Annotated in this window: 25 protein-coding genes; 16 read left to right on the top strand and 9 right to left on the bottom strand. The window is 69.3% G+C overall.

The window, feature by feature from the left end; translation table 11 throughout:
* Nucleotides 1-219: 219 nt before the first annotated feature.
* The gene (locus ASG69_RS22115) at nt 220-387 is read left to right on the top strand and encodes a DUF3117 domain-containing protein (RefSeq protein WP_003406247.1); all 168 of its coding nucleotides are present in this window, start codon (nt 220-222) and stop codon (nt 385-387) included.
* Nucleotides 388-495: 108 nt separating this feature from the next.
* Nucleotides 496-1344, top strand: coding sequence for a methyltransferase domain-containing protein (locus tag ASG69_RS09730; RefSeq protein WP_056442648.1), 849 nt, complete (start codon nt 496-498; stop codon nt 1342-1344).
* Here ASG69_RS09730 and glgA read toward each other — a convergent pair.
* Nucleotides 1323-2489, bottom strand: a complete 1167-nt coding sequence (gene glgA, locus ASG69_RS09725) for a glycogen synthase (protein ID WP_056442603.1) — start codon at nt 2487-2489, stop codon at nt 1323-1325. The two genes, ASG69_RS09730 and glgA, sit on opposite strands and share 22 nt — an antisense overlap.
* Before the next feature lie 77 nt (nt 2490-2566).
* Between glgA and glgC the strand changes: the two genes are divergently transcribed.
* The gene (gene glgC, locus ASG69_RS09720) at nt 2567-3781 is read left to right on the top strand and encodes a glucose-1-phosphate adenylyltransferase (protein WP_027503860.1); all 1215 of its coding nucleotides are present in this window, start codon (nt 2567-2569) and stop codon (nt 3779-3781) included.
* 1 nt (nt 3782) lies between these two features.
* On the opposite strand, the gene ASG69_RS09715 is transcribed toward glgC, so the two are convergent.
* Nucleotides 3783-4400, bottom strand: a complete 618-nt coding sequence (locus tag ASG69_RS09715; RefSeq protein ID WP_056442645.1) for an O-methyltransferase — start codon at nt 4398-4400, stop codon at nt 3783-3785.
* Between the two features lie 239 nt (nt 4401-4639).
* Here ASG69_RS09715 and sigE point away from each other — a divergent pair, with 239 nt between their 5' ends.
* The 4 genes from sigE to tatB all read left to right on the top strand — a co-directional run bounded on the left by sigE (nt 4640) and on the right by tatB (nt 7699).
* Entirely contained in the window at nt 4640-5302 is a 663-nt protein-coding gene (sigE, locus tag ASG69_RS09710; protein WP_056442601.1) for an RNA polymerase sigma factor SigE, read from the top strand.
* 117 nt (nt 5303-5419) lie between these two features.
* Entirely contained in the window at nt 5420-5764 is a 345-nt protein-coding gene (locus ASG69_RS09705; protein WP_056442598.1) for a hypothetical protein, read from the top strand.
* Nucleotides 5765-5773: 9 nt separating this feature from the next.
* Nucleotides 5774-7270, top strand: coding sequence for a S1C family serine protease (locus tag ASG69_RS09700; protein WP_056442594.1), 1497 nt, complete (start codon nt 5774-5776; stop codon nt 7268-7270).
* A gap of 9 nt (nt 7271-7279) precedes the next feature.
* Complete coding sequence (gene tatB / locus ASG69_RS09695; RefSeq protein WP_027503856.1) at nt 7280-7699, top strand: Sec-independent protein translocase protein TatB; 420 nt, start codon at nt 7280-7282, stop codon at nt 7697-7699.
* 13 nt (nt 7700-7712) lie between these two features.
* Here the strand turns inward: tatB and ASG69_RS09690 are convergent, their stop codons facing one another.
* The 5 genes from ASG69_RS09690 to ASG69_RS09670 all read right to left on the bottom strand — a co-directional run bounded on the left by ASG69_RS09690 (nt 7713) and on the right by ASG69_RS09670 (nt 12947).
* Entirely contained in the window at nt 7713-8849 is a 1137-nt protein-coding gene (locus ASG69_RS09690; protein WP_027503855.1) for an Mrp/NBP35 family ATP-binding protein, read from the bottom strand.
* A 24-nt stretch (nt 8850-8873) separates the two neighbouring features.
* The gene (locus ASG69_RS09685; RefSeq protein WP_056442589.1) at nt 8874-9722 is read right to left on the bottom strand and encodes a lytic transglycosylase domain-containing protein; all 849 of its coding nucleotides are present in this window, start codon (nt 9720-9722) and stop codon (nt 8874-8876) included.
* Between the two features lie 150 nt (nt 9723-9872).
* Nucleotides 9873-10994: a lytic transglycosylase domain-containing protein gene (locus ASG69_RS09680; RefSeq protein WP_051612923.1), complete on the bottom strand. Its 1122-nt coding sequence runs from the start codon at nt 10992-10994 to the stop codon at nt 9873-9875.
* 65 nt (nt 10995-11059) lie between these two features.
* Nucleotides 11060-11677 (bottom strand): DUF1003 domain-containing protein, encoded by a 618-nt coding sequence (locus tag ASG69_RS09675; RefSeq protein WP_081821023.1) that lies wholly within the window; start codon nt 11675-11677, stop codon nt 11060-11062.
* Nucleotides 11670-12947, bottom strand: coding sequence for a magnesium transporter MgtE N-terminal domain-containing protein (locus ASG69_RS09670; protein WP_027503853.1), 1278 nt, complete (start codon nt 12945-12947; stop codon nt 11670-11672). Before ASG69_RS09670 ends, ASG69_RS09675 begins: the two co-directional genes overlap by 8 nt.
* A gap of 55 nt (nt 12948-13002) precedes the next feature.
* Between ASG69_RS09670 and ASG69_RS09665 the strand changes: the two genes are divergently transcribed.
* From ASG69_RS09665 to ASG69_RS09640, 6 genes are all read left to right on the top strand, one after another.
* Nucleotides 13003-14004: an HpcH/HpaI aldolase/citrate lyase family protein gene (locus ASG69_RS09665; RefSeq protein ID WP_268788555.1), complete on the top strand. Its 1002-nt coding sequence runs from the start codon at nt 13003-13005 to the stop codon at nt 14002-14004.
* Entirely contained in the window at nt 14001-14492 is a 492-nt protein-coding gene (locus tag ASG69_RS09660) for a general stress protein (RefSeq protein WP_027503852.1), read from the top strand. The genes ASG69_RS09665 and ASG69_RS09660 overlap by 4 nt, the downstream gene beginning before the upstream one ends.
* A gap of 172 nt (nt 14493-14664) precedes the next feature.
* On the top strand, nt 14665-16038 hold the full coding sequence (locus ASG69_RS09655) for an extracellular solute-binding protein (RefSeq protein ID WP_231476097.1): 1374 nt from the start codon (nt 14665-14667) through the stop codon (nt 16036-16038).
* Nucleotides 16035-16973 (top strand): carbohydrate ABC transporter permease, encoded by a 939-nt coding sequence (locus tag ASG69_RS09650; RefSeq protein WP_027503850.1) that lies wholly within the window; start codon nt 16035-16037, stop codon nt 16971-16973. Before ASG69_RS09655 ends, ASG69_RS09650 begins: the two co-directional genes overlap by 4 nt.
* A 3-nt stretch (nt 16974-16976) precedes the next feature.
* Nucleotides 16977-17807, top strand: coding sequence for a carbohydrate ABC transporter permease (locus ASG69_RS09645; RefSeq protein ID WP_027503849.1), 831 nt, complete (start codon nt 16977-16979; stop codon nt 17805-17807).
* Nucleotides 17808-17811: 4 nt separating this feature from the next.
* Nucleotides 17812-18972, top strand: coding sequence for an ABC transporter ATP-binding protein (locus ASG69_RS09640; protein WP_056442586.1), 1161 nt, complete (start codon nt 17812-17814; stop codon nt 18970-18972).
* 67 nt (nt 18973-19039) lie between these two features.
* Here ASG69_RS09640 and ASG69_RS09635 read toward each other — a convergent pair whose 3' ends face one another.
* Together ASG69_RS09635 and ASG69_RS09630 are read right to left on the bottom strand one after the other, a co-directional pair.
* Nucleotides 19040-19888, bottom strand: coding sequence for a hypothetical protein (locus ASG69_RS09635; RefSeq protein WP_027503847.1), 849 nt, complete (start codon nt 19886-19888; stop codon nt 19040-19042).
* Nucleotides 19878-20588, bottom strand: coding sequence for a metallophosphoesterase family protein (locus ASG69_RS09630; protein WP_027503846.1), 711 nt, complete (start codon nt 20586-20588; stop codon nt 19878-19880). Before ASG69_RS09630 ends, ASG69_RS09635 begins: the two co-directional genes overlap by 11 nt.
* Nucleotides 20589-20648: 60 nt before the next feature.
* On the opposite strand from ASG69_RS09630, the gene ASG69_RS09625 reads away from it, so the two are divergent.
* The 3 genes from ASG69_RS09625 to ASG69_RS09615 are packed head-to-tail and all read left to right on the top strand — an operon-like array spanning nt 20649 to nt 22424.
* Nucleotides 20649-21263, top strand: a complete 615-nt coding sequence (locus ASG69_RS09625; protein ID WP_056442583.1) for a suppressor of fused domain protein — start codon at nt 20649-20651, stop codon at nt 21261-21263.
* Nucleotides 21264-21291: 28 nt separating this feature from the next.
* The gene (locus ASG69_RS09620) at nt 21292-22170 is read left to right on the top strand and encodes a PHP domain-containing protein (protein ID WP_056442580.1); all 879 of its coding nucleotides are present in this window, start codon (nt 21292-21294) and stop codon (nt 22168-22170) included.
* The gene (locus ASG69_RS09615; protein ID WP_027503843.1) at nt 22167-22424 is read left to right on the top strand and encodes a hypothetical protein; all 258 of its coding nucleotides are present in this window, start codon (nt 22167-22169) and stop codon (nt 22422-22424) included. Before ASG69_RS09620 ends, ASG69_RS09615 begins: the two co-directional genes overlap by 4 nt.
* Nucleotides 22425-22493 lie beyond the last annotated feature (69 nt).

The following is a 22493-nucleotide window of genomic DNA, read 5'->3' as shown; positions in this document are numbered from 1 at the left end:
GGAGGTCCTCACCTATCTGTTGTCGCCACGCCGTCCACAACGTCCCTGGCCATTACAGCTAGTACACACCCGTGTCCCGCTCGTTCGAGGGTGTCCGTTGCCCACGGATCCGGAGGATAGGGAACAATAAGTGCACGAGCCTCGTCGGACCCCGGCGAGGCGCGACCGAATTGATGCAGCGCGCGATGCAGGGCAGCGCAGATCTGGAGGGAGCAGAGAATGGCGGCCATGAAGCCCCGGACCGGGGACGGTCCGCTCGAGGCGACCAAAGAGGGACGAGGAATCGTCATGAGGGTTCCACTCGAAGGCGGAGGACGCTTGGTCGTCGAACTGACTCCCGACGAGGCAGCCGCTCTGGGCGACGAGCTCAAGGGCGTCACCAGCTGACACCACTCCTGTCATCACCGTGAGAACAGCCCCACCGGCCGACCCTGACCGGTGGGGCTGTTCTCGTCCCGACCGAACGAGCGACCCACCACGACGAGCGGAGGAACCGTGAACGACGATGCGGTGGCCCTGCTCGCGTGCCCACACTGCGGGTCGGACCTCGAGGCCGACGATCCGGACTCGGGATCTGCCGCGCTGCTGTGCGACCGCGGGCACACGTTCGACGTCGCGCGCCAGGGATACGTCAGCCTGCTCTCCGGGTCCGGCGGCAAGATCGTCGGCGACTCCACCGAGATGGTCGCTGCACGCGCCGAGTTCCTCGACCGCGGTCACTACGACCCGCTGATGGACGCCGTGGCCGACGCCGTGGGGGACCGGCGCCGCGTGCTCGACGTCGGAGTGGGCACCGGGCACTACCTCGCCCGCGTGCTGGACGCCGGCGTCCCCGATGCCGTCGGCGTCGGTCTCGACGTGTCCAAGGCGGCTGCGCGCCGCGCCGCACGATCGCACCCGCGGGCCTCCGCGGTGGTCGCGGACGTCTGGCAGAGCATCCCGGTCCGCTCCGGCATGATCGACGCGGCCCTGTCGGTGTTCTCGCCGCGCAACGCCGAGGAACTCGCGCGCGTGCTCGCACCCGCCGGGGTGCTGGTGGTGCTCACCCCCACCGAGCGCCATCTCGTCGAGTTGGTCGACGATCTGGGTCTCGTCCGGGTGGACGAGAACAAGACGCAGAGGTTGGGCGACACGCTCGGCAGCCGGTTCGAGCGGGTGCGCCGGGTCCCGATCACCTACTCGACCACGCTCACGCGGGACGAGATCGTCGACGTCGTGAGCATGGGGCCGTCGGCGCGCCACATCCCGGCGGCGGATCTGCGCGCGCGGGTCGACGAGATGCCGCCCGCGCGCGAGGTCACCGTGTCGGTGACCCTCGGTGTCTACGCGCGGGCCGCGGCGTAGACCTCCATCGTCTGCTGCGCGATCGACTCCCAGGAGAACTCGGCGACGGCGCGCTCGCGACCGGCGACACCCTGCCGCGCTGCTCGACTCTCGTCGGCGACGAGGTCGTTGACCGCGGCGGCCAGGTCCGCCTCGAACGTGGCGGTGTCCGCGGCGTCGTAGTGCACGAGAGCCCCGGTACGGCCGTCGGCCACGACCTCGGGGATGCCGCCCACGTCGGACGCGACGACGGCCGTCTCGCAGGCCATCGCCTCCAGGTTGACGATGCCGAGGGGCTCGTACACCGACGGGCACACGAACACGGCGGCCGCCGAGAGGATCTGGCGGATCTGCTCGGTCGGCAGCATCTCGCGGACCCAGAACACGTTGCCGCGGCTCTCGGACAGGGCGGTGACGGCGCGCTCGGTCTCGACCGCGATCTCCGGGGTGTCGGGCGCACCCGCGCACAGCACCAGCTGAATGGACGGATCGAACGAGTGGGCCGCGGCGATGAGGTGCCCCACGCCCTTCTGCCGGGTGATGCGGCCGACGAACGCGACGATGGGGGCGTCGGTGCGCACGCCGATCGCCTCGAGCGCGGACGGCGCGCCGTCCGCGGGGCCGCCGGCGTGCCACACCTCGGTGTCGATGCCGTTGCGCACCACATGAACTCGGTCCGGATCGATGCGTGGGTAGCAGTCCAGCACGTCGGCCTTCATGCCGTCGCTGACCGCGACGACGGCGTCGGCGTACTCCATGGCGTTGCGCTCGGACCACGACGAGATGCGGTAGCCGCCGCCCAGCTGCTCGGCCTTCCAGGGGCGGCGCGGTTCCAGCGAGTGCGCGGTGAGCACGTGCGGGATCCCGTACAGCTCGGCCGCGAGGTGGCCGGCGAGGCCGGTGTACCAGGTGTGCGAGTGCACCACGTCGGCGCCGCCGGCGGCGTTCGCCATCCGCAGTCCCGTGGAGAGCGTGGTCAAGGCCGGGTTCGCGTCGACCAGGGCCGGGTCCGGCGAGTGCACGACGGCGGTCTCGCGCGGCGCGCCGATGCAGTGCACGTCGACCTCGCACAGTGCGCGGAGACGGTCGACCAGCTGCGTCACGTGAACGCCCGCGCCGCCGTAGATCTCGGGGGGATATTCCTTCGTCATCATCGCCACTCGCATGAGAGGAACGTAACGCGTCGGTGTGCATTCGGCCTATACGTAGCGATTGCTCGTCACAACCGGATAGGTTGGCTGTTGTGAGGACCCAGCCGCATGTACTCGGAATCGTGCTCGCCGGAGGTGAGGGCAAACGCCTGTATCCGATGACAGCCGATCGCGCGAAGCCCGCGGTCCCGTTCGGTGGTGCGTACCGCCTGATCGACTTCGTGCTGAGCAATCTCGTCAACGCCGGCTATCTGCGGTTGTGCGTTCTGACCCAGTACAAGTCGCACTCGCTCGACCGGCACATCTCCCAGACCTGGCGGCTGTCGGGTTTCGCGGGTGAGTACATCACCCCCGTGCCCGCGCAGCAGCGGCTCGGGCCCCGCTGGTACACCGGCAGTGCCGACGCCATCTTCCAGTCCATGAACCTCGTGTACGACGAGGATCCCGAGTACATCGTCGTGTTCGGTGCGGACCACGTGTACCGCATGGACCCCGAGCAGATGGTGCAGCAGCACATCGATTCCGGTGCCGGTGTCACGGTGGCCGGCATCCGCGTACCGCGCGCCGAGGCAACGGCATTCGGCTGCATCGACAGCGACGCCTCGGGCAACATCACCGAGTTCCTCGAGAAGCCGTCGGACCCGCCCGGAACGCCGGACGACCCCACCATGACGTTCGCGTCGATGGGCAACTACGTCTTCACCACCAAGGTGCTCGTCGATGCCATCCGTGCCGACGCCGAGGACTCGGATTCCGATCACGACATGGGCGGCAACATCATTCCCGCGCTCGTCGCGGCCGGGAAGGCATCGGTCTACGACTTCAAGGACAACGTCGTCCCGGGTGCGACCGAGCGGGACAAGGGCTACTGGCGCGACGTCGGCACCCTGGACGCGTTCTACGACGCGCACATGGACCTGGTGTCGGTCCACCCGATCTTCAACCTCTACAACAAGCGGTGGCCGATCCGCGGCGCCGCGGACAACCTGCCGCCCGCCAAGTTCGTGCAGGGCGGTCTGGCTCAGGAGTCGATCGTCGGAGCGGGATCGATCCTGTCCGGCGCGACGGTGCGCAACTCGGTGCTGAGCTCGTCGGTGATCATCGACGCGGGCGCCACCGTGGAGGGCAGCGTCATCATGCCCGGAGTGCGCATCGGTCGTAATGCGGTCGTCCGCAACGCCATCCTGGACAAGAACGTGGTGGTGAACGACGGCGAGATCATCGGCGTCGACCGCGAGCGGGACAGCGAGCGGTTCAACGTGAGCGCCAACGGCGTGGTCGCCGTCGGCAAGGGTGTCTGGATCTAGGTCACTCCGGCACGCGCGAGGCGCACAGCAGGCCGTCGCCGAGGGGAAGGACGACCGCTGTCAGGCTGTCGTTCTCCGCGATGGCGCGGGCGGCCGCGCGGACGGCGACGGTGGTCTCGTCGCGTGACGAGGCGTCCGCGACGCGTCCACCCAGCAACGCGTTGTGCAGGATCAGGGCGCCACCGGGGCGGAGCATCCGCACGCCCTCCGTCACGAATCCGACGTGGTCCCGCGGCGTCGCGTCTACGAACACCAGGTCGTAGGACGCGTCGGCCAGGCGGGGGAGCACGTCGAGGGCGCGGCCGTTGATCAACCGGGTCCGCGATGCCCCGATGCCGCCGGAACGGAACGCCTCCTTGGCGGCGCGCTGATGCTCCGGTTCGGTGTCGATGGTGGTGAGGACCCCGTCGGGCCGCATCCCGTCCAGCAGCCACAGCCCGCTGACGCCGGCGCCGGTTCCGACCTCCACCACCGTGCGCGCTCCGGACAACTGCGCGACCATGCTGAGCACGGCACCGACGGACGCCGGTATCGGCGCGGCGCCCAGATCCACGGCGCGCTCGCGCGCGGCCTGCAGGATCTCGTCCTCCACGACGGAGGCTTCGGCGTAGTGCAGCATCTTGGCGGCGTCGGCAGTCACGAAGGGACCCTAACCCGCCCACGAACTCCTCGCGTCCAGACTCTCAGCCCACACTCAGCCTTCTCACACGGGTCGCACACCTGCCCGCGACATAGTTTCCTTACGCGGGTTCGTCGGATCGTCCTCACGCTTCGGTCGCGCCGAACACGGGTAACACCACATCGCACGTCGACACCACGCCGCGATGATCGCCCGAGTAGGAGGATTGAACGATCCACATGATCACCAGCCCGCGCGAACACGCTGCCCTCACGTCCCCGACCTCCCGCCCCGCCGCCGAGTCCGAACAGACCGTCGACAGTCCCGAGGAGCTGTCCGGCACCGCGGTGTTCGACGCGACCGGAGACGCGACGTCGATGCCGTCCTGGGACGAACTCGTCCGCGAGCACGGTGACCGCGTCTACCGCCTCGCCTACCGGCTGTCCGGCAACGCGCAGGATGCCGAGGACCTCACGCAGGACACCTTCATCCGCGTGTTCCGCTCGCTGCAGAACTACCAGCCCGGCACCTTCGAGGGCTGGCTGCACCGCATCACGACGAACCTGTTCCTGGACATGGTGCGTCGCCGCAACCGCATCCGCATGGAGGCGCTGCCGGAGGACTACGACCGGGTGCCGTCCGACACCCCCGATCCCGAGCAGATCTACCACGACGCCCGGCTCGACCCGGATCTGCAGGCTGCGCTCGACTCGCTCGCTCCCGAGTTCCGTGCAGCCATCGTGCTGTGCGACATCGAGGGTCTGTCCTACGAGGAGATCGGCGCGACCCTGGGGGTCAAGCTCGGCACCGTCCGTAGCCGTATCCACCGTGGCCGCCAGGCGCTGCGCGACCACCTCGCCGCCAGTCGGCGTACCCGCGAGTCGCTGACCTCGGCCGAGTAGCCGCCGACGCGAGTACCGTTCTGTGGGGAACGGATGCGGGCCGGGAACTTCCGGCCGGTGCCGTGCGTTTCACCCCGGGACGATCCGCACATTGGCACGGGATGAAGTGGAGGCAGCATGACTCGGTTTCGTGATCCTCGGCAGTTCAGCCCCACCGACCACCTCGCCAGTGAGGCGGTGGCTGCCTACGTCGACGGCGAATTGCGCATGAACGCCTATCTGCGCGCCGCGCGGCACGTGTCGGAATGCGCTTCCTGTGCCGACGAGGTCCAGGCGCAGCAGCAGGCCCGTGTCGCCCTCCAGGGCTCGCCGGAGATGTCCATGCCGTCCTCACTCCTGGGTCTCCTGCACCAGATCCCGCACTGCACGTCTCCCGAGCCCGGCCGATCCGAACCCGGCATCGGCTCCGGCCTGCGTCATGGCCTGGGGTCGGTCGTCGGGTCACGTTTCCGGCGCCGGTAGCGTGCAGAGGTGACTCCAGCCGACGAGTACCGACCGGACCCCACGGCTTCTTCGGCGGACGGGGGAGCACCCGACGACGATGCGCCGCGGCTTCCTCCGCGTCCGCTCTACCGGCCCACCATCGACGCGCACGTGGTGCGGGCGTTCGGTCGCCCCCACGGCATCCGCGATTCCTTCGGTGACGCGCAGACCCGGCGACGTGACAGTTCGTCGATCCGCGTCGCGGCGCCCGAATCCGTCCTCACCGAGGCCTTCGGTCGGCCGCCCGGTGTCACCGAATCCCTGGTGCGCGAGCCCGAGGCTCCCGAGGTCGAGCAGGAACCCGAACCTCAGAACCCGTGGCGCGTGCCCTCGTCGGCTGTCACGACGGTCTCGCCCGCGCTCGACGAACCGGAACCCGCGCCGCTGACGCCCGGCACGAGACTGGGTGCGCGGGACGTACTGTTCGGCCGCCGAGTCTCCGCCGGCGCTCTCGCCTCGCTCGCGGGTGTCGCTCTGGTCATCGGCCTGCTCGGCGGCGTCGTCGGTAGTGTCGCGGCCGATCTGGGCGGCTCGCTGACCAGCTCGCGCGTGACCCTGGAACAGGGCGGCAGCGAACTCCCGCAGGGCCAGGTGGCCAGAGTCGCCGAGGCCGTCCTGCCGTCCGTGGTGTCGGTCCAGGAGACGTTCGGCGGCAACGCCGGTACCGGCTCGGGAGTCGTCATCGACGGAGCCGGCTACATCGTCACCAACAACCACGTCATCTCGATGGCTGCGACCAACCCGGGCGCGACGCTCAACGTGACGTTCTCCGACGGCACCAAGGTGCCCGCGCAGATCGTCGGCCGTGACACCAAGACCGATCTGGCCGTTCTGAAGACGGACGTCGCGGACCTCAGCGTCGCCCGACTGGGCCGCTCGTCGGACGTGGCGGTCGGCGACGACGTCGTCGCCGTCGGATCTCCACTGGGACTGAGCAAGACGGTCACCCGCGGCATCGTCAGTGCGCTCGATCGTCCCGTGCGACTGTCCGGGGAGGGCACGGACACCGACGCCGTCATCGACGCGGTCCAGACCGACGCGGCGATCAACCCCGGTAACTCCGGCGGTCCCCTGATCGACGCCGAGGGTCGCGTCATCGGCATCAACTCCGCGATCCGCAGTGAGAGCGGGGGATCGGTGGGACTGGGCTTCGCCATCCCCATCGACGACGTCACCGAGGTCGCGCAGTCCCTCATCCGGACCGGCGCGATGAATCATCCCGACATCGGCGTCAACGCGCGGTCCGTCGTCAACGACGCGCTCAGCGGTGCGCAGATCGCCAACGTCACCGCCGGTGGCCCCGCTCAGCAGGCGGGTATCGCGGAGGGCGACGTGATCGTCCGCGTCGGCGACCGCACCGTCTCCGGTGCCGACGAGCTGACGGTCGCCGTCCAGGAACAGGAGATCGGTACGCCGGTGCAGGTGCAACTCGTCCGCTCGGGGCGGACCGTCGACGTGACGGTCACTCCGGTGTCGGATGCGTAAGGTGTAGACGTGTTCTCGAACATCGGCTGGGGCGAGATGATGGTTCTTCTCGTCGCCGCACTCGTCATCCTCGGTCCCGAGCGTCTGCCCGGGGCCATCACGTGGACCACCCGGTCGCTCCGGCAGGTCCGTGACTACGCCAGTGGCGCCAGCCAACAGCTCAAGGACGAGCTGGGGACGGACTTCGACGATCTTCGCAAGCCCCTGGCCGACCTGAACCAGCTCCGCGGCATGACCCCGCGCGCGGTCATCACCAAGCACCTGCTCGACGGCGACGACTCGATCTTCACCGGGAAGTTCGACGAGAAGCCGCAGTCCGGGACACAGTCGTCGACCCCGCAGTCCGGGACGCCGAACATGACGAAGTCCAGCGGGTCGGCGCCGTTGCCGACCGGGGACCGTCCCCCGATCGACCCCGACGCGACCTAGGTCCTTCCGGCCGTCAGAGGTGCCGGGTGGTGTCGATACCCAGGCTCATGCCCGCGAGGCCGCGACTACGGACCGACAGCTTCTCGGCCACCTCGATCATGGCCTTGGCCGCGGGCGACTCCGGATCGCTGAGCACGATCGGAACGCCCGAGTCGCCGCCCTCGCGCACCGCGGTGTCGAGCGGGATCTGGCCCAGCAGCGGGACCTTCGCGCCGACCGCGGTGGTGAGTCGCTCCGACACGGCCTGGCCGCCGCCGGAACCGAAGATGTCCATCCGCGATCCGTCGGGCAGCTCGAGCCACGACATGTTCTCCACCACCCCGACGACTCGCTGACGCGTCTGCAGGGCGATGGCGCCGGCACGTTCCGCGACCTCGGCCGCGGCCTGCTGCGGGGTGGTCACGACGAGGATCTCGGCGCCGGGGATCAGCTGGGCCACCGAGATGGCGACGTCGCCGGTGCCCGGCGGCAGGTCCAGCAGAAGAATGTCCAGGTCGCCCCAGAACACGTCGGCGAGGAACTGCTGCAGGGCGCGGTGCAGCATGGGACCGCGCCAGACGACGGGCGTGTTGCCCTGCGTGAACTGCGCGATCGAGATCATCTTCACGTCGTGCGCCACGGGCGGCATGATCATGCGCTCGACCTGTGTGGGGCGAGCGTCGGTACCGAGCATGCGGGGCACCGAGTGGCCGTAGATGTCGGCGTCGAGGACGCCCACCGACAGTCCCTTGGCGGCCATCGCGGCGGCCAGGTTGACGGTGACGGACGACTTGCCGACACCGCCCTTCCCCGACGCCACCGCGTACACGCGGGTGAGGGAGCCGGGCTGAGCGAACGGGATGACCGGCTCGGCGGAATCTCCCCGCAACGACTTGCGCAGTTCGGTGCGCTGCTCGTCGTTCATGACGTCGAGCTCGACGCGGATCTCGCCGACACCGGCGACGTCGGCCACGGCCTTGCGTACCCGGTCGGAGATCTCCGTCTTCATCGGGCACCCGGCGGTGGTCAGATAGATGCCGACGTCCACGGATCCGTCGTTACCGAGCGCGACACTCTTGACCATGCCGAGTTCGGTGATGGGCTTGCGAATCTCGGGATCGTTCACGCGCGCGAGGGCGCTGCGAACGTCCGATTCGGTGGCTACGGGCATCTCTCCATGGTATGCGGTACCGCGTCAGTGAATTCGGGGCAGGTCCGCTTCGGAGGGGGCGATGCCGGTGGAGTAGGCGACCGACCACGCGACCACGTTGGCCACGTAGGCCATCGAGTTGTTGTAGCGCAGGATCGCCTGTGTGGCCTGGATCGGATCCGCCATGTTCAGGCCGCCGTCGCACAGGTACTTCCCGGTGGTGGCGGCGCTGTCGAACAGGTTCTGCGGGTCGGCCCTGCCGTCCCCGTTCCCGTCCGTGGCGTAGTGATTCCACGTCGCCGGCAGGAACTGCATCGGCCCCACGGCGCGGTCGTACGTGGCGTTGCCGTCGAGCTCGCCGCCGTCGGTGTCCATGATCACGTTGTTGCCGGCGAGGCTGCCGTCCAGGACCGGTCCGAGGATCGGCTCGAACAGCGTTCCGTCGGCACCCGCCTTGCCGTCGTTCGCGTGGGTGGACTCGACCCGGCCGATACCGGCGAGGAGGGCCCAGTTCATCGAGCAGCCGGGGGTGGTCTGCGCCAGGAGGGTCTCGGCGCTCTTGTAGGCGGCGACGTTGATGCCCGGGACGCCGAGCGGGCCGGCCGCGAGGGACTCGGGCAGCGCGGGGGCGGGAGCGGGCTCCGGCGCGGGCGGTGCCACGGGCTCGGGCGCGGACTGCGTGGTGGGTGCGGGCGCGACGTCCACTGCCGGGGCCACGTCGGTGGGCTCGAGGGCGGACTCGCTGGCCGTGGTGTGCGTGCGGAGGAACGGGATGTCGGCGCTGGCGCCGTAGCCACTGGCCACGGTGATCGCTCCCGCGGGGATCAGACCGGTCAGCGCGATGACCGTGTTCCGTCGCAGAGTGGAAGACGATCGTTTGCGGTGCCGACCCACGGATACACAACCTCCTCGCCCCCGCGAGACTCGTGATCCGCGACGACTGTTCCCGCCCCGTTCCGGGGCGCTTCCGACCTTTGCTGTCGGAGCGAGGCTACCTGATCCGTTGCCGATCCGTTACCGGCCCGTGATGTGAGCCACGACCAGTCACGGTGTCGTGACGGACGTGTCCTGCTCAGGTGGGGCGGGTGGTGCCACTGGTGCAGGAGGGCACAGGAGGCACGGGATCGTGGGGAGCTCGATGACCGGGAGCGGCGGCAGTCCGGGGATGCCGAACGCCGGCGGTGGTGTCACCGGAGTGAGCGAGGTGTCCGGCATCGCGGTGGTCGTGGCGGTGGTCGTCGGGGCCGCGGTCGTGGGATCCGTGACCTCGCCGCCGGCGGCGGCCGCCGCGGCGACGGCCAGCGCGTCCGCGGGGGAGGGCGCCGCCTCGCCGATCCGGCCGACGACAGGGGTGCCGCCGCCGGAGTACGCGGCGGACCAGGCCAGCACGTTGGCGGTGTACGCGGCGGAGTTGTTGTAGCGCAGGACGGCGGTGGTCGCCTGCGCCGGATTCGTCATGTCCAGGCCGCCCGAGCACAGGTACTTGCCCGCGGCGAGAGCCGCGTCGAAGACGTTGTTCGGATCGCTCCGACCGTCGCCGTTGCCGTCCGAGGCGTAGCCGGCCCAGGTGGCGGGGATGAACTGCATCGGCCCGACCGCACGGTCGTGCCCCGCGTCCCCGTCGAGCGCGCCGCCGTCGGTGTCGGTGATGACCGCGTCCGCGGCCGATCGACCGTCGAGCACCGGGCCCAGCACGGACGTGATCGTGGTGCCGGCGGCATCGGTGCGGCCGCCGCCCGCGTGGCCGGACTCGATGCGCCCGATGGCGGCGAGCAGGTGCCACGGCAGGTGACAGCCCGGTGTCGAGGTGGCGAGCTGGGCCTCGGCGGAGCGGTAGGCCTGCAGGACGAGTTCGGGAATGCCGAGTGCGCCGACGAGCACGGCGGACAGCGGCGCCGCAGCAGCGGCCGGGGCGCCCGCGGGCGCGGCGACGGCTGGTTTCGGGGACCGGAACGCGACCGGTTGCCGATCGGCGGGCTCGACCAGGCCGACAGCGCGCTCCCGTGGTGGGAGTGTGGGCGCCGCAACCGATTCGGCGGCCGCCATCGCGACGGAACCGTGCGCGGAACTCGGCGTCACCGAGCCGGCGGCCAGCGTGACCGCGCTGAGAAGAAGAATCGAGGCACTCAGTGCACCTCCGAGTCGAGAGTCTCGACCGACGCGCATACGACAAACCCCCACGAACACTCGGCTGCGCACTCACCGAGACCCGACGCGCAGTGTGACCGAGGTTACCGTCGCGTGTCCTCGCTGTGGTCGAAACGAGTTGTTTCCTCGACGGAAGGGGCGGCGGCGAACGAGGTGGAGTCCTCGTCGACCGACTTCTTGCGAGACTTCTTGCGCGCCTTCTGTTCCTCGGCCGCCGCCTGCGCGGGATCGAGCAGCGCCGCGCGCAGGTCGTCGAGTTCGCGGCGGAGGTAGTCGCGCGTGGCGACCTCGCCGACCGCGATCCGGAGCGCAGCGAGCTCACGAGCGAGGAACTCGGTGTCCGCCTTGGTCTGCGCGGCGCGCGAGCGATCCTCCTCGAGCGACACCCGGTCGCGGTCGTCCTGCCGGTTCTGAGCGAGCAGGATCAGCGGGGCCGCGTAGGCGGCCTGCGTCGAGAACGCCAGATTGAGCAGGATGAAGGGGTAGGGGTCCCACTGCAGGCTCACCGCGAAGACGTTGAGCAGGATCCACACGATGACGATCCCCGTCTGGATCGCCAGGTATCGCCCCGTACCGAGGAATCGCGCGACGTTCTCGCCGGTCCGGCCGACCGAGTCGACGTCGATGTCGAGCTTGAACCGTCGGGATCCGCGTGGAGTGTCGAGGCGCTGTCTGGCGGTCGCCGCCGACTTCTCACTCATGTCCCACGTGCTCCTGTTCGCGCCAGTCGTCGGGAAGAAGGTGGTCCAGGACGTCGTCCACGGTCACGGCGCCGATCAGATGCTCCTCGGCGTCCACGACCGGTCCGCAGACCAGGTTGTACGCCGCGAAGTATCGCGTGACGGCGGCGAGACTGTCGTCCGGGGAGAGCGTCGACAGTGTCGTGTCGATCACGCCGCCGACCAGACTGGCGGGCGGTTCGCGCAGCAACTGCTGGAGATGGACGCAGCCGAGGTAGCGGCCCGTGGGCGTGGCCGTCGGCGGTCGCACGACGAAGACCAGTGACGCGAGGGCGGGCGTGAGGTCGGGGTTGCGCGCACGAGCGAGCGCCTCGGCGACCGTCGCGGACGCGCTCAGCACCACCGGTTCCGGTGTCATCAGACCACCCGCCGTGTCGGGGGAGTGCTCGAGGAGACGTCGCACCGGCTCGGAGTCCTGCGGATCCATCAGGCGCAGCAGCGATTCGGCCTCCGGCTCCGGCAACTCGCCGAGCAGGTCGGCTGCGTCGTCGGGGTCCATGGCCTCGAGCACGTCGGCGGCACGGGCGGGGGCGAGCGCCTGCACCAGGTCGATCTGATCGTCGTCGGGCATCTCCTGGATGACGTCCGCGAGGCGCTGGTCGTCCAGGGCGAAGGCGACCTCGAGTCGCCGCTTCTCCGGGAGGTCGCGGATCGCGTCGGCCACGTCGGCGGGCCGGAGTCCCTCGAACTGGGCGAGAAGCTGTGACACACCCTGACCCGGCAGGGACAGATCGGACCAGGTGAGGCCCTGCACGTTCTGCCAGTCGAGCACGTGGATGCTGCCGCGGCGACCCAGCCGGGTGCGGTGGGGGCGCACGGCGACGCGCGCGATGACCCAGTCGCGCGTGCGGGTCTGCTCGATACCGAGGTCGACGACGACGCAGTCCACACCGTGCAGGTCCTCGGCGTCCGGATCGTCGGTCCGGACCCGCGAGTCCAGGACCTGGGCCAGGGCCAGCACCTCGCCCGGTCGCTGGACGAAGCGGCGCATACTGACGTTGCCGGTGGTCAGCGTCACCGACGTCGGTTCGACGGCCGTCACGCGCAGCATCGGAACGAAGATCTTGCGCCTCGTGGCCAGATCGACCACGAGGCCGAGGACGCGGGGTTGCTGGCGGCCGACGCGCACGGTCACGACGATGTCGCGGACACGGCCGATGCTCTCACCGTCGGGTCCGAGCACCACGAGGCCCGCGAGCCTGGCGGCGAACACCTTGTTCACTGCTGCCATGGGCGCAACAGTAGACGGGGGCCTCGCACGCGGTGCGGGCCGATAGTGTGCCGTGGTGACCACCACAGTGCCGCGCGCCCGCCTCCGACGCTCCGTGCTCGCCGTGCCGGGCAGCAGTCCGAAGATGATGCGCAAGGCTCTGAGCCTGCCCGCCGACGCCGTCTTCCTGGATCTCGAGGACGCGGTCGCGCCGGCCGCCAAGGCGCAGGCACGCATCGACGTCGCCGACGCGCTCGGATGGGACGGGTGGGGCACGCAGCTCCGGCTCGTGCGGGTCAACGACTGGACGACGGAGGCCACGTTCCGCGATGTGCTCGAGGTGGTCGGACGGGCGGGTGCCCACCTCGACGCCCTCGTCCTGCCCAAGGTGCGCTCGGCCGGTGAGGTGCAGGCGCTCGATCTGCTTCTGACACAACTCGAACGCGAGTCGGACCTGCCCGTCGGCCGCATCGGGATCGAGCCGCAGATCGAGGACGCCGTGGGTCTGCTCCACATCGACGCCGTCGCGACGGCCTCGCCGCGGGTGCAGACCCTGGTGTTCGGGCCGGGTGACTTCATGGCCGACGTCGGCATGCGCACCCTCACGGTGGGGGAGCAGCCGCCCGGCTACGAGCGCGGCGACGCCTACCACCACGTGCTGATGACGATCTTGCTGTCGGCCCGGGCCCACGGGCTCCAGGCCATCGACGGACCCTGGGTGCAGGTCCGCGACACCGACGGGTTCACCCGCGCCGCCCGGCATTCCGCGGCTCTGGGCTACGACGGCAAGTGGGTGCTGCACCCCTCGCAGATCGACATCGCCAACGAGACGTTTTCGCCGCGCCAGGCCGACGTCGACCGCGCCCACGACATCGTCGAGACCTACCGTCGGTACCTCTCCGTCGACGGGGGAGCGCGCGGGGCCGTCATGGTGGGGGACGAGATGGTCGACGAGGCGGGTCATCGAATGGCTCGGGCCCTCGTCGAGGCCGCCGACGCGGCCGGCATGGTGCGCAGCGGTGCGCGGCCCGCACCGGACCCCACGACCGACCCGCCAGCAGGCACAATGGAGTCATGACGAACCCCATGTCGCAGTCCGGCCGCCCCGGACAGGGCCTCCCCACCCCGCCGTCGGGCTGGCCCATCGGTTCCTATCCCACCTACGCCGAGGCGCAGCGCGCGGTCGACTACCTCTCCGATCAGGAGTTCTCGGTCCAGGACGTCACCATCGTGGGTGTCGACCTCATGCAGGTCGAGCGTGTCATCGGCCGCCTCACCTGGGCCAAAGTGATTGGCGGCGGCATCATCTCGGGCGCCTGGCTCGGTGTCTTCCTCGGACTCGTTCTCGGAATCATCACGAACACCAACTACCTGAGCGCGCTCCTCGTCGGTGTGCTGGGCGGCATCGTCTTCGGACTGATCTCGGCCACCATTCCCTACGCGGCGACCAAGGGGCAGCGCGACTTCGCGTCGACGATGCAGTTGGTCGCGGGGCGGTACGACGTGCTGTGCGAGCCGAAGACGGCCGAGAAGGCGCGCGATCTGCTGGCGCGTCTCGCCATCTGACCTCTCACCACCGACCCGTCGGTACCGAAAGCATCACGGGATTGCAACAAGCCACCGTTTTCCTCTCAGCTTTCGACTAGGTTCCACTTCGCAGGGAATGCGTGTCCAACGAAGCACACGCTGCGGAGTCGGGCCGACTGTGGCGCCTTCTCTTGCGGCAGAGGAGGCGGTCGTGCCGAAGAGGTACAGGGCGAGGAAACTCGCAGCGACAGGGGCCGCCGCGGTGGTGGCCGGAAGTCTGTTGGCGGGGTGTGGTTCCTCCGACGACGGAATCGTGTTGAGCTTCTACACCGCCGCCGACGGCGCGGAGCAGTACGCGGCGGCGGCGCAGGCGTGCACCGAGCAGTCGGGCGGCGCGTACCGGGTGGAGCAGCGCACGCTCCCCAAGAGCGCCAACGATCAGCGCCTGCAGCTCGCTCGCCGTCTGGCGGGCAACGACCGCACGCTCGATCTGATGACACTCGACGTGGTCTGGACCGCCGAGTTCGCCGAAGCCGGTTGGGCACTGCCGGTTCCGGACGATCTCGAGGCGAAGCTGCGTGACGGATCGGTGCTCGAGGGCCCGCTCGCCACCGCCGAGTGGCTCGACCCCGAGACAGAGCAGAAGGACAAGCTGTACGCGGTCCCGCTGAACTCCAACACCCAGTTGCTCTGGTACCGCCCGGACATGGTGCCGAACGGCCAGCCCCCGGCGACGTGGGACGACCTCATCGCCACCGCCGGCGAGAACGCCGCCTCCGGCAAGCCCGCGGCCATCGGTGTGCAGGCGAAGCAGTACGAGGGCTTCATGGTCTGGTTCAACACCCTCCTCGAGAGTGCCGGCGGATCCGTCGTCGGCGAGGACGGCACCACCGTGACACTGAACGACACCCCCGAGCACCGCGCGGCCACCGAGAAGGCGCTCTCGATCATCAAGAGCGTCGCGACCGCTCCCGGCGCCGACCCCTCGGTCTCCCAGAGTGACGAGGGCACAGCACGTCTCGGCGTCGAGGCGGGCACCATGTTCGCCGAGGTGAACTACCCGTTCGTGCTCCCCGGACTCAAGGAGAACGCCGCCGCGGGCGGCGTGTCCTTCCTCGACCTGTCCACCGTTCCCGCCGACCAGCAGGACGCGGCGGTGAACGAGGTGTTCCGCAGCGCGCCGTACCCCTCGGTGAACCCCGGTGAGCCCGCCAAGGTCACCATCGGCGGGTTCAACATCGGTGTCGCCAAGACCACCGAGCATCCCGACGAGGCGTGGGCCGCCGTCGCGTGCCTGACCGACGAGCAGAACCAGCGCAACAACGCCGTCGACGGCGGTGTGCCGCCGGTGATCCGCTCGCTCTACGACGATCCCGAGTTCCAGGCCGCCTACCCGGCATGGGAGGGCGTTCTCGGCTCGATCGAGAGTGCCGCGGTCCGACCGGTGTCGCCCGCGTACCAGTCCATCTCGATCCTCCTGACCGACGCGCTCAACCCCCCGCAGGACATCGATCCCGTGGGAGACGTCGACAGGCTCGCCGATCTGGTCCGCCAGGCCGTGAACTCCGAAGGGCTGATCCCATGACCGTCACCGACGAGCCCCGACGCCCGCAGAAGCACGCCAAGGCGGCCGAGGCGGTGTCCGAGGGCAAGAAGGCGGAGCGCCGACTGGGGCTCCTGCTGGTCGCTCCCGCCGCGATCCTGATGATCGCCGTCACCGCGTATCCCATCATCTACGCCTTCTGGCTGAGTCTGCAGAAGTACAACCTGGCATTCCCGGACGACAAGGAATTCGTCGGCCTGTCCAACTACGTCTCCGTCCTCACCGACGGCTACTGGTGGACGGCGTTCGCGGTGACCGTGGGCATCACCGTCATCTCGGTGATCATCGAGTTCGTCCTCGGCCTCGCGGTCGCGCTGGTCATGCACCGCACCATCTTCGGGCGCGGCGTCGTCCGCACCGTCGTGCTGATCCCGTACGGCATCGTCACCGTCGCCGCCGCGTACAGCTGGTACTACGCGTGGACACCGCAGACCGGCTACCTGGCCAACCTGCTCCCCGAGGGCAGTGCGCCTCTGACACAGCAGCTTCCGTCGCTCGCCATCGTCGTGCTCGCCGAGGTGTGGAAGACGACGCCGTTCATGGCACTGCTGCTGCTCGCCGGTCTCGCGCTCGTTCCCGACGATCTGCTCAAGGCGGCCCAGGTGGACGGCGCCGGCGCGTGGACCCGACTGATCCGCATCATCATCCCGTTGATGAAGCCGGCCATCCTCGTGGCGCTGCTGTTCCGCACGCTCGACGCGTTCCGCATCTTCGACAACATCTACGTTCTGACGAAGGGCAGCAACAGCACCGGTTCGGTGTCGATCCTCGGGTACGACAACCTCTTCGGGGCGTTCAACCTCGGTATCGGGTCGGCCATCAGCGTGCTGATCTTCTTCTGCGTGGCCATCATCGCCTTCGTCTTCATCAAACTGTTCGGGGCCTCCGCACCCGGCTCCGACGCGGAAGGACGCTGACCCATGGCAGCCACCACGAAGACGAAGGCCGGCTGGTCCATCGTCAACCTCCTCGTCCTGCTGTACGCACTGATCCCGCTCGTGTGGATCATCAGCCTGTCGTTCAAGCCGGTGGCGAACATCGCCGACGGCAAGTTCATCCCGACGACGTGGACGTTGGACAACTACAAGGGCATCTTCCAGACGTCCCAGTTCACCAGCGCCCTGATCAACTCCATCGGCATCGGTCTCATCACCACGCTCATCGCGGTGGTCATCGGCACGATGGCGGCCTACGCCGTCGCTCGTCTCGACTTCCCCGGCAAGAAGCTCCTCGTCGGCGCCGCGCTGCTCATCGCGATGTTCCCCCAGATCTCGCTCGTCACACCGCTGTTCGACATCGAGCGTGCGCTGGGCCTGTTCGACACCTGGCCGGGCCTGATCATCCCGTACATCACGTTCGCGCTCCCGCTCGCCATCTACACGCTGTCGGCGTTCTTCCGTGAGATCCCCTGGGAGCTGGAGAAGGCCGCCAAGATGGACGGTGCCACCCCGGGACAGGCGTTCCGCAAGGTCATCGCACCGCTCGCGGCACCGGGCATCGTCACCGCGGCGATCCTCGTCTTCATCTTCGCGTGGAACGACCTGCTGCTCGCCATCTCGTTGACGGCCACCGAGCGTTCGGTCACGGTGCCGGCAGCGATCTCACAGTTCACCGGTAGTTCGCAGTTCGAGGAACCGACGGGCTCGATCGCGGCTGCGGCCGTGGTCATCACCATCCCGATCATCATCTTCGTCCTGTTCTTCCAACGTCGTATCGTGGCGGGCCTGACGTCCGGCGCAGTGAAGGGATAAGTCCATGGCCGAAATCGTTCTCGACAAAGTGACCAAGCTGTACCCGGACGGTGCCGCGGCGGTGAGCGACGTCGACATCACCATCGCCGACGGCGAGTTCATCATCCTGGTCGGACCCTCCGGCTGCGGAAAGTCCACCACGCTCAACATGATCGCCGGCCTCGAGGACATCTCGAGCGGCGAGCTGCGCATCGCCGGTGAGCGCGTGAACGAGCGGGCACCGAAGGATCGCGACATCGCGATGGTGTTCCAGTCGTACGCGCTCTACCCCCACATGACGGTGCGCGACAACATCGCCTTCCCCCTCACACTCGCCAAGATGAGCAAGGAGGACATCGCGAAGAAGGTCGACGACGCCGCCCGCATCCTCGACCTGGGCCAGCACCTCGACCGCAAGCCGTCCAACCTCTCCGGTGGTCAGCGTCAGCGCGTCGCGATGGGACGCGCGATCGTCCGCAGCCCCAAGGCGTTCCTCATGGACGAGCCGCTGTCGAACCTCGACGCCAAGCTGCGCGTGCAGATGCGGACCGAGATCGCCCAGCTGCAGAAGCGTCTCGAGACCACCACGGTGTACGTGACGCACGACCAGACCGAGGCCATGACGCTCGGCGACCGCGTCGTCGTGCTCCGCGGCGGACTGGTGCAGCAGATCGGCTCGCCGCAGGAGCTCTACGATCACCCGCGAAACCTGTTCGTGGCGGGCTTCATCGGGTCGCCGTCCATGAACTTCGTGTCGGGTCGTCTGACGGACGGCGGGGTCACCACCTCGCTCGGCGAGATCCGGTTGAGCGACGAGGCGCGGCAGAAGATCGCCTCGAAGAACGCGAAGGGGGATGTCGTCGTCGGCATCCGCCCCGAGCATCTCGAGGACGCCTCGCTCGTCGAGTCGTACCAGAAGATCAACGGCAGCACGTTCTCGGCGCGAGTCGAGGTGCTGGAGTCGATGGGGTCGGACAAGTACATCTACTTCTCCGCCGAGGGCCCAAAGGTCACCTCGCGCGAACTCGACGAGCTGGCCGCGGACTCCGGCGCGGACGGCGGCCAGTTGGTCGCTCGACTCTCGGCCGAGTCCGCCGCTCGCATGGGTGAGTCCATCGAGCTGTGGTTCGACCAGAAGCGCGTGTCGGTGTTCGACGTCGAGTCGGGTGCCAACCTGACGCTCTGACCGCTCGAACGCGACGACGGCCCCCACCGCACGGTGGGGGCCGTCGCCGTCTCGGTCGGCGCCCGTCTCAGTTCGGCGCGGCCTCCTTGAGCTGCGCGATGATCTCGTCGTTCCAGATGTGGCTGCGCACCAGGCGGTAACGCTCGCGCGCCACCCACATGTAGGCCTCGGCGTCGGTGTGGCGGGTCAACATGCCCCCGACGGACCGCACCATCCGGACGACCGGCAGGAACTCCTCACCGAACCAGCGGCGGGCGACAGTGCGGCGGTCGACGAACTCGCCGAGCTCCTGCATCAGCCGGAAACCCCAGGCCTCCACCGCATCCGAGAGTTCGGCGTACTGCCACGGATCCGTGAACTCGATCGCCTCGCGCGACTTCCCGGTGAGGGGAACGCGGCTGAGGAAGATGCGCCGGTGATCCTTCACCAGGAGATCGCCCCTCGTGGAGATGCCGTCGGGGGAGATGCGGGTGATGATCTCGGTGACGTAGGCCTCGATGGTGAGACTGTGCATCGCGCAGGCGATGGACACGCGATGGTGCCCGTCGATGACGAAGTGCATGCCGCCGACGCGATACACCTCGATGGGCGGCATCGGTTCGCCGCGGCGCCAGGCGGTGGCGAGGCGCTGCCAGCGTTCGCGTGTCCGGGTCGACGTCGGGCGGAAGTACCGGTCGAAGTCGCGGGTGCGATCCACGCTGCCCACGATCGAGTCGACCCGGATGACCTCGAGTCCGACGCGGCGCTCCCGCACCTTGCCCAGGGCGGCGACCACTTCGTCGAACGGCAGGATCGTGTTGATGTCGTCCGGTTGACGGCGCAGCCAGCCGACCAACCGCGCCACGTCCGCGCGCCGGCGCTGGCGGGAGAAGTCGTTCTGCGCGTCGGCAGCGGGGAATCCGGTGTCACGAGCCATGACGTCGCCTCTCGATGATGGGCGCGGTGTCGCCGCCCGGGGTGATGTCGATCAGGGCGTAGCCGACGGTGTTGATCACCGTGGCTCCGTGCAGCTGTCGGTCGGCCGGCCTCGTGCCGTGCGGGTGGATGTGTCCGTGGACGAGGAGCTGAGGCCGCAACCGCTCGGTGAGCGGATCGAGACACCGGAAACCGCGGTGTGGTGCGTCCTCGGCGTCGCCGACACCGAACGGTGGGCTGTGGGTCAGCAGGACGTCGACCCCGTGTGCGTCCGCTCCGCGTCGCAGCAGCGGGTGCCAGGTGTGGGTCCGGATCAGGGAGCCGGAGCGCCGCTTCTGCTGCCGTTCCGTCCACTGGTTGGGTCCGTCGCGGTAGCGGATGGACCCGCCCAGCCCCGCGATCCGCAGACCGGCGGCGCTGACGATCCGTCGATCGGCGTTGACGGCGCCGTCCGGACCGGGCCAGCTCGACGGCAGCCCGGCACGCATCCAGCCGGCTCGACCGGCCGAGTACCCGGTGAGGTCGGCGTCGTGGTTGCCGGGGACGAAGACGCACGGGGCGTCGGCGGCCTCGGCGAGGTGCTCGAGGTACTCGAAGGGCAGGTCGCCCGCACCGAGGACCAGGTCGACGTCGAACGGGAGTGTGCGGGCGTTCCACAGGCCTTCGACCACCTCGTCGGACACGGTCAGCACAGTCACCACACGCAGGACCGTACCGGCACGCCGGTCCCGTCGGAGCCGGTACGGACGTCGTGGGGTTGGATGGACGGTGTGAGTGGGAGCGACGTGACAGCGCAGGTGCGAACCCATCTGCAGACGGTGCTCGGTCAGGACGACCCGTCCAGCGCGTCCGTGACCTTCCTGGGCCTCGAGCCGCTGGAGGTGTTGCTGTTCGCTGCCGACGTCGAGGGTGTCGTGCGGTTCACCACTCTCGGGTGCTCGCGGCATCCGATGGCCGACCCGTCCGACATGGTCACCGACTCGCACCGAGGCCCCCGCGCCGAGCTGATCCTGGCCCTGCGCGGAGTCGACGAGTCCGTCGCCGAGGTCTGGCGCACGCTCGCCGTCTTCGCCGCGTCGCCCGCGGTGGAGGGCATCGTGCTGGTGCCCGACGCCCTGCTGGACGCCGGCGAGCCTCTCTGGCCCGGCGCTCCGTTCACGGCGGTGCTGCTGACGGCCGAGTCCGGGGTAGCCGACCTCGAGCTGCCCGAACCGTACGATCCGGTGCGGTTCCTGCGGGCAGTCCCGATCACCGGCACCGAGGCCGCGTGGGTGCGCCTGCGCGGAGCCGATGCGTTGCGCGACGCGTGGACCGAGGCGGGCATCGACATCGCCGACCCGCGGCGCTCGGCGGCGTCGCTGCGCCCGCCCACCTGAGCGCTCGCGCACCTGACAGACTGGGCGCGTGCTGATCGATCTCCACACCCATTCCACGTCGTCGGACGGAACCGAGACGCCCACCGAGCTGATCGCCACGGCGACCGCCGCGGGCCTCGACGTGATCGCGTTGACAGACCACGACACCACTCACGGCTGGGACGAGGCCGTGGCCGCGGTGACCGCGACGCCCGGTGCTCCCACCCTCGTCCGTGGCATGGAGATGTCGTGCCAGGGCCGCGGAGCCGACGGTGACCCGGTGACGGTGCATCTGCTCGCGTACCTCTTCGACCCCGGGCACGTCGCCTTCGCCGAGGAGCGCAGCCGGTTGCGTGGGGAGCGGGAAGTGCGTCTGCGCAGCATGATCGAGCGTATGGCGGCCGACGGCTACGACGTCGACGCCGACACCATCCTCGCCGCGGCAGGTCCGTCGGCGGGCCGCCCGCACCTCGCCCGTGCACTGGTCGCGGCCGGAGTCGTCGAGACCGTGAACGACGCGTTCACCGACCTGCTGCGGACCGATGGGACGTACTACGTCGAGAAGGCGGACACACCACTCGACCTCGCCGTCGAGTTGATCGCCGACGCCGGGGGAGTGCCCGTCATCGCCCACGCCCGCGCGCGCACGCGAGGTCGGCTCCTGCACACCGACCACATTCTCGAGCTCGCCGCCGGTGGGCGACTCGGCGGACTCGAGGTCGATCACCCCGACCACAGCCCCGAGGACGCGGACGTCCTGCGCGACATCGCGCGCGAGCACGATCTCGTCGTGACCGGATCCTCCGACTACCACGGCACCAACAAGACGACGCCGATCGCGGCCCGCACCACCGCCGAGGACCAGTTCGACGCGTTGGTGAGCCGGGCGACGGGCGTGCCGCTCGTCGTACCCGGAGGCCGCCGGTGAAGGCGCTCAGCGGATCGATCACTGCGGGTCTCGTCGTCCTCACGGCGCTCGTCATCGCCGCCGCCGTCGTCGGCGGTGATCGGGGATTCCCCGGCCCCGGCACCGCGTCCATCGCGTGGCACGTCGCCGCCGTCGTCGCGGCGCTCCTGCTCCAGCGGATCGCCGACCATCGATCGCGTGGGGTGTCGTTCCTCGGCTCACTGGGCGTGCTGGTGGTCGCGGGGGCCCTGCTGTGGACGCAGTGGTGGGGCTGACGAGACAAGGGTGAGGCTGACCGGCACCTGTTTGCTCCCGAGGAACCGGCGGTGGCACACTGGCTCCAC

Source organism: Rhodococcus sp. Leaf225 (genome assembly GCF_001426145.1).
Taxonomy (GTDB): Bacteria; Actinomycetota; Actinomycetes; order Mycobacteriales; family Mycobacteriaceae; genus Rhodococcoides.
This window is presented reverse-complemented; position numbering and strand designations above follow the sequence as displayed.

What these genes read in the sequence shown, in the direction of transcription:
- ASG69_RS22115 (WP_003406247.1), top strand. Translation starts at nt 220, where the DNA reads ATGGCGGCCATGAAGCCCCGGACCGGGGACGGTCCGCTCGAGGCGACC.
- glgA (WP_056442603.1), bottom strand. Translation starts at nt 2,489, where the DNA reads ATGCGAGTGGCGATGATGACGAAGGAATATCCCCCCGAGATCTACGGC.
- ASG69_RS09715 (WP_056442645.1), bottom strand. Translation starts at nt 4,400, where the DNA reads ATGCTGCACTACGCCGAAGCCTCCGTCGTGGAGGACGAGATCCTGCAG.
- sigE (WP_056442601.1), top strand. Translation starts at nt 4,640, where the DNA reads ATGATCACCAGCCCGCGCGAACACGCTGCCCTCACGTCCCCGACCTCC.
- ASG69_RS09705 (WP_056442598.1), top strand. Translation starts at nt 5,420, where the DNA reads ATGACTCGGTTTCGTGATCCTCGGCAGTTCAGCCCCACCGACCACCTC.
- ASG69_RS09690 (WP_027503855.1), bottom strand. Translation starts at nt 8,849, where the DNA reads ATGCCCGTAGCCACCGAATCGGACGTTCGCAGCGCCCTCGCGCGCGTG.
- ASG69_RS09680 (WP_051612923.1), bottom strand. Translation starts at nt 10,994, where the DNA reads ATGCGCGTCGGTCGAGACTCTCGACTCGGAGGTGCACTGAGTGCCTCG.
- ASG69_RS09675 (WP_081821023.1), bottom strand. Translation starts at nt 11,677, where the DNA reads ATGAGTGAGAAGTCGGCGGCGACCGCCAGACAGCGCCTCGACACTCCA.
- ASG69_RS09670 (WP_027503853.1), bottom strand. Translation starts at nt 12,947, where the DNA reads ATGGCAGCAGTGAACAAGGTGTTCGCCGCCAGGCTCGCGGGCCTCGTG.
- ASG69_RS09660 (WP_027503852.1), top strand. Translation starts at nt 14,001, where the DNA reads ATGACGAACCCCATGTCGCAGTCCGGCCGCCCCGGACAGGGCCTCCCC.
- ASG69_RS09650 (WP_027503850.1), top strand. Translation starts at nt 16,035, where the DNA reads ATGACCGTCACCGACGAGCCCCGACGCCCGCAGAAGCACGCCAAGGCG.
- ASG69_RS09645 (WP_027503849.1), top strand. Translation starts at nt 16,977, where the DNA reads ATGGCAGCCACCACGAAGACGAAGGCCGGCTGGTCCATCGTCAACCTC.
- ASG69_RS09640 (WP_056442586.1), top strand. Translation starts at nt 17,812, where the DNA reads ATGGCCGAAATCGTTCTCGACAAAGTGACCAAGCTGTACCCGGACGGT.
- ASG69_RS09635 (WP_027503847.1), bottom strand. Translation starts at nt 19,888, where the DNA reads ATGGCTCGTGACACCGGATTCCCCGCTGCCGACGCGCAGAACGACTTC.
- ASG69_RS09625 (WP_056442583.1), top strand. Translation starts at nt 20,649, where the DNA reads ATGGACGGTGTGAGTGGGAGCGACGTGACAGCGCAGGTGCGAACCCAT.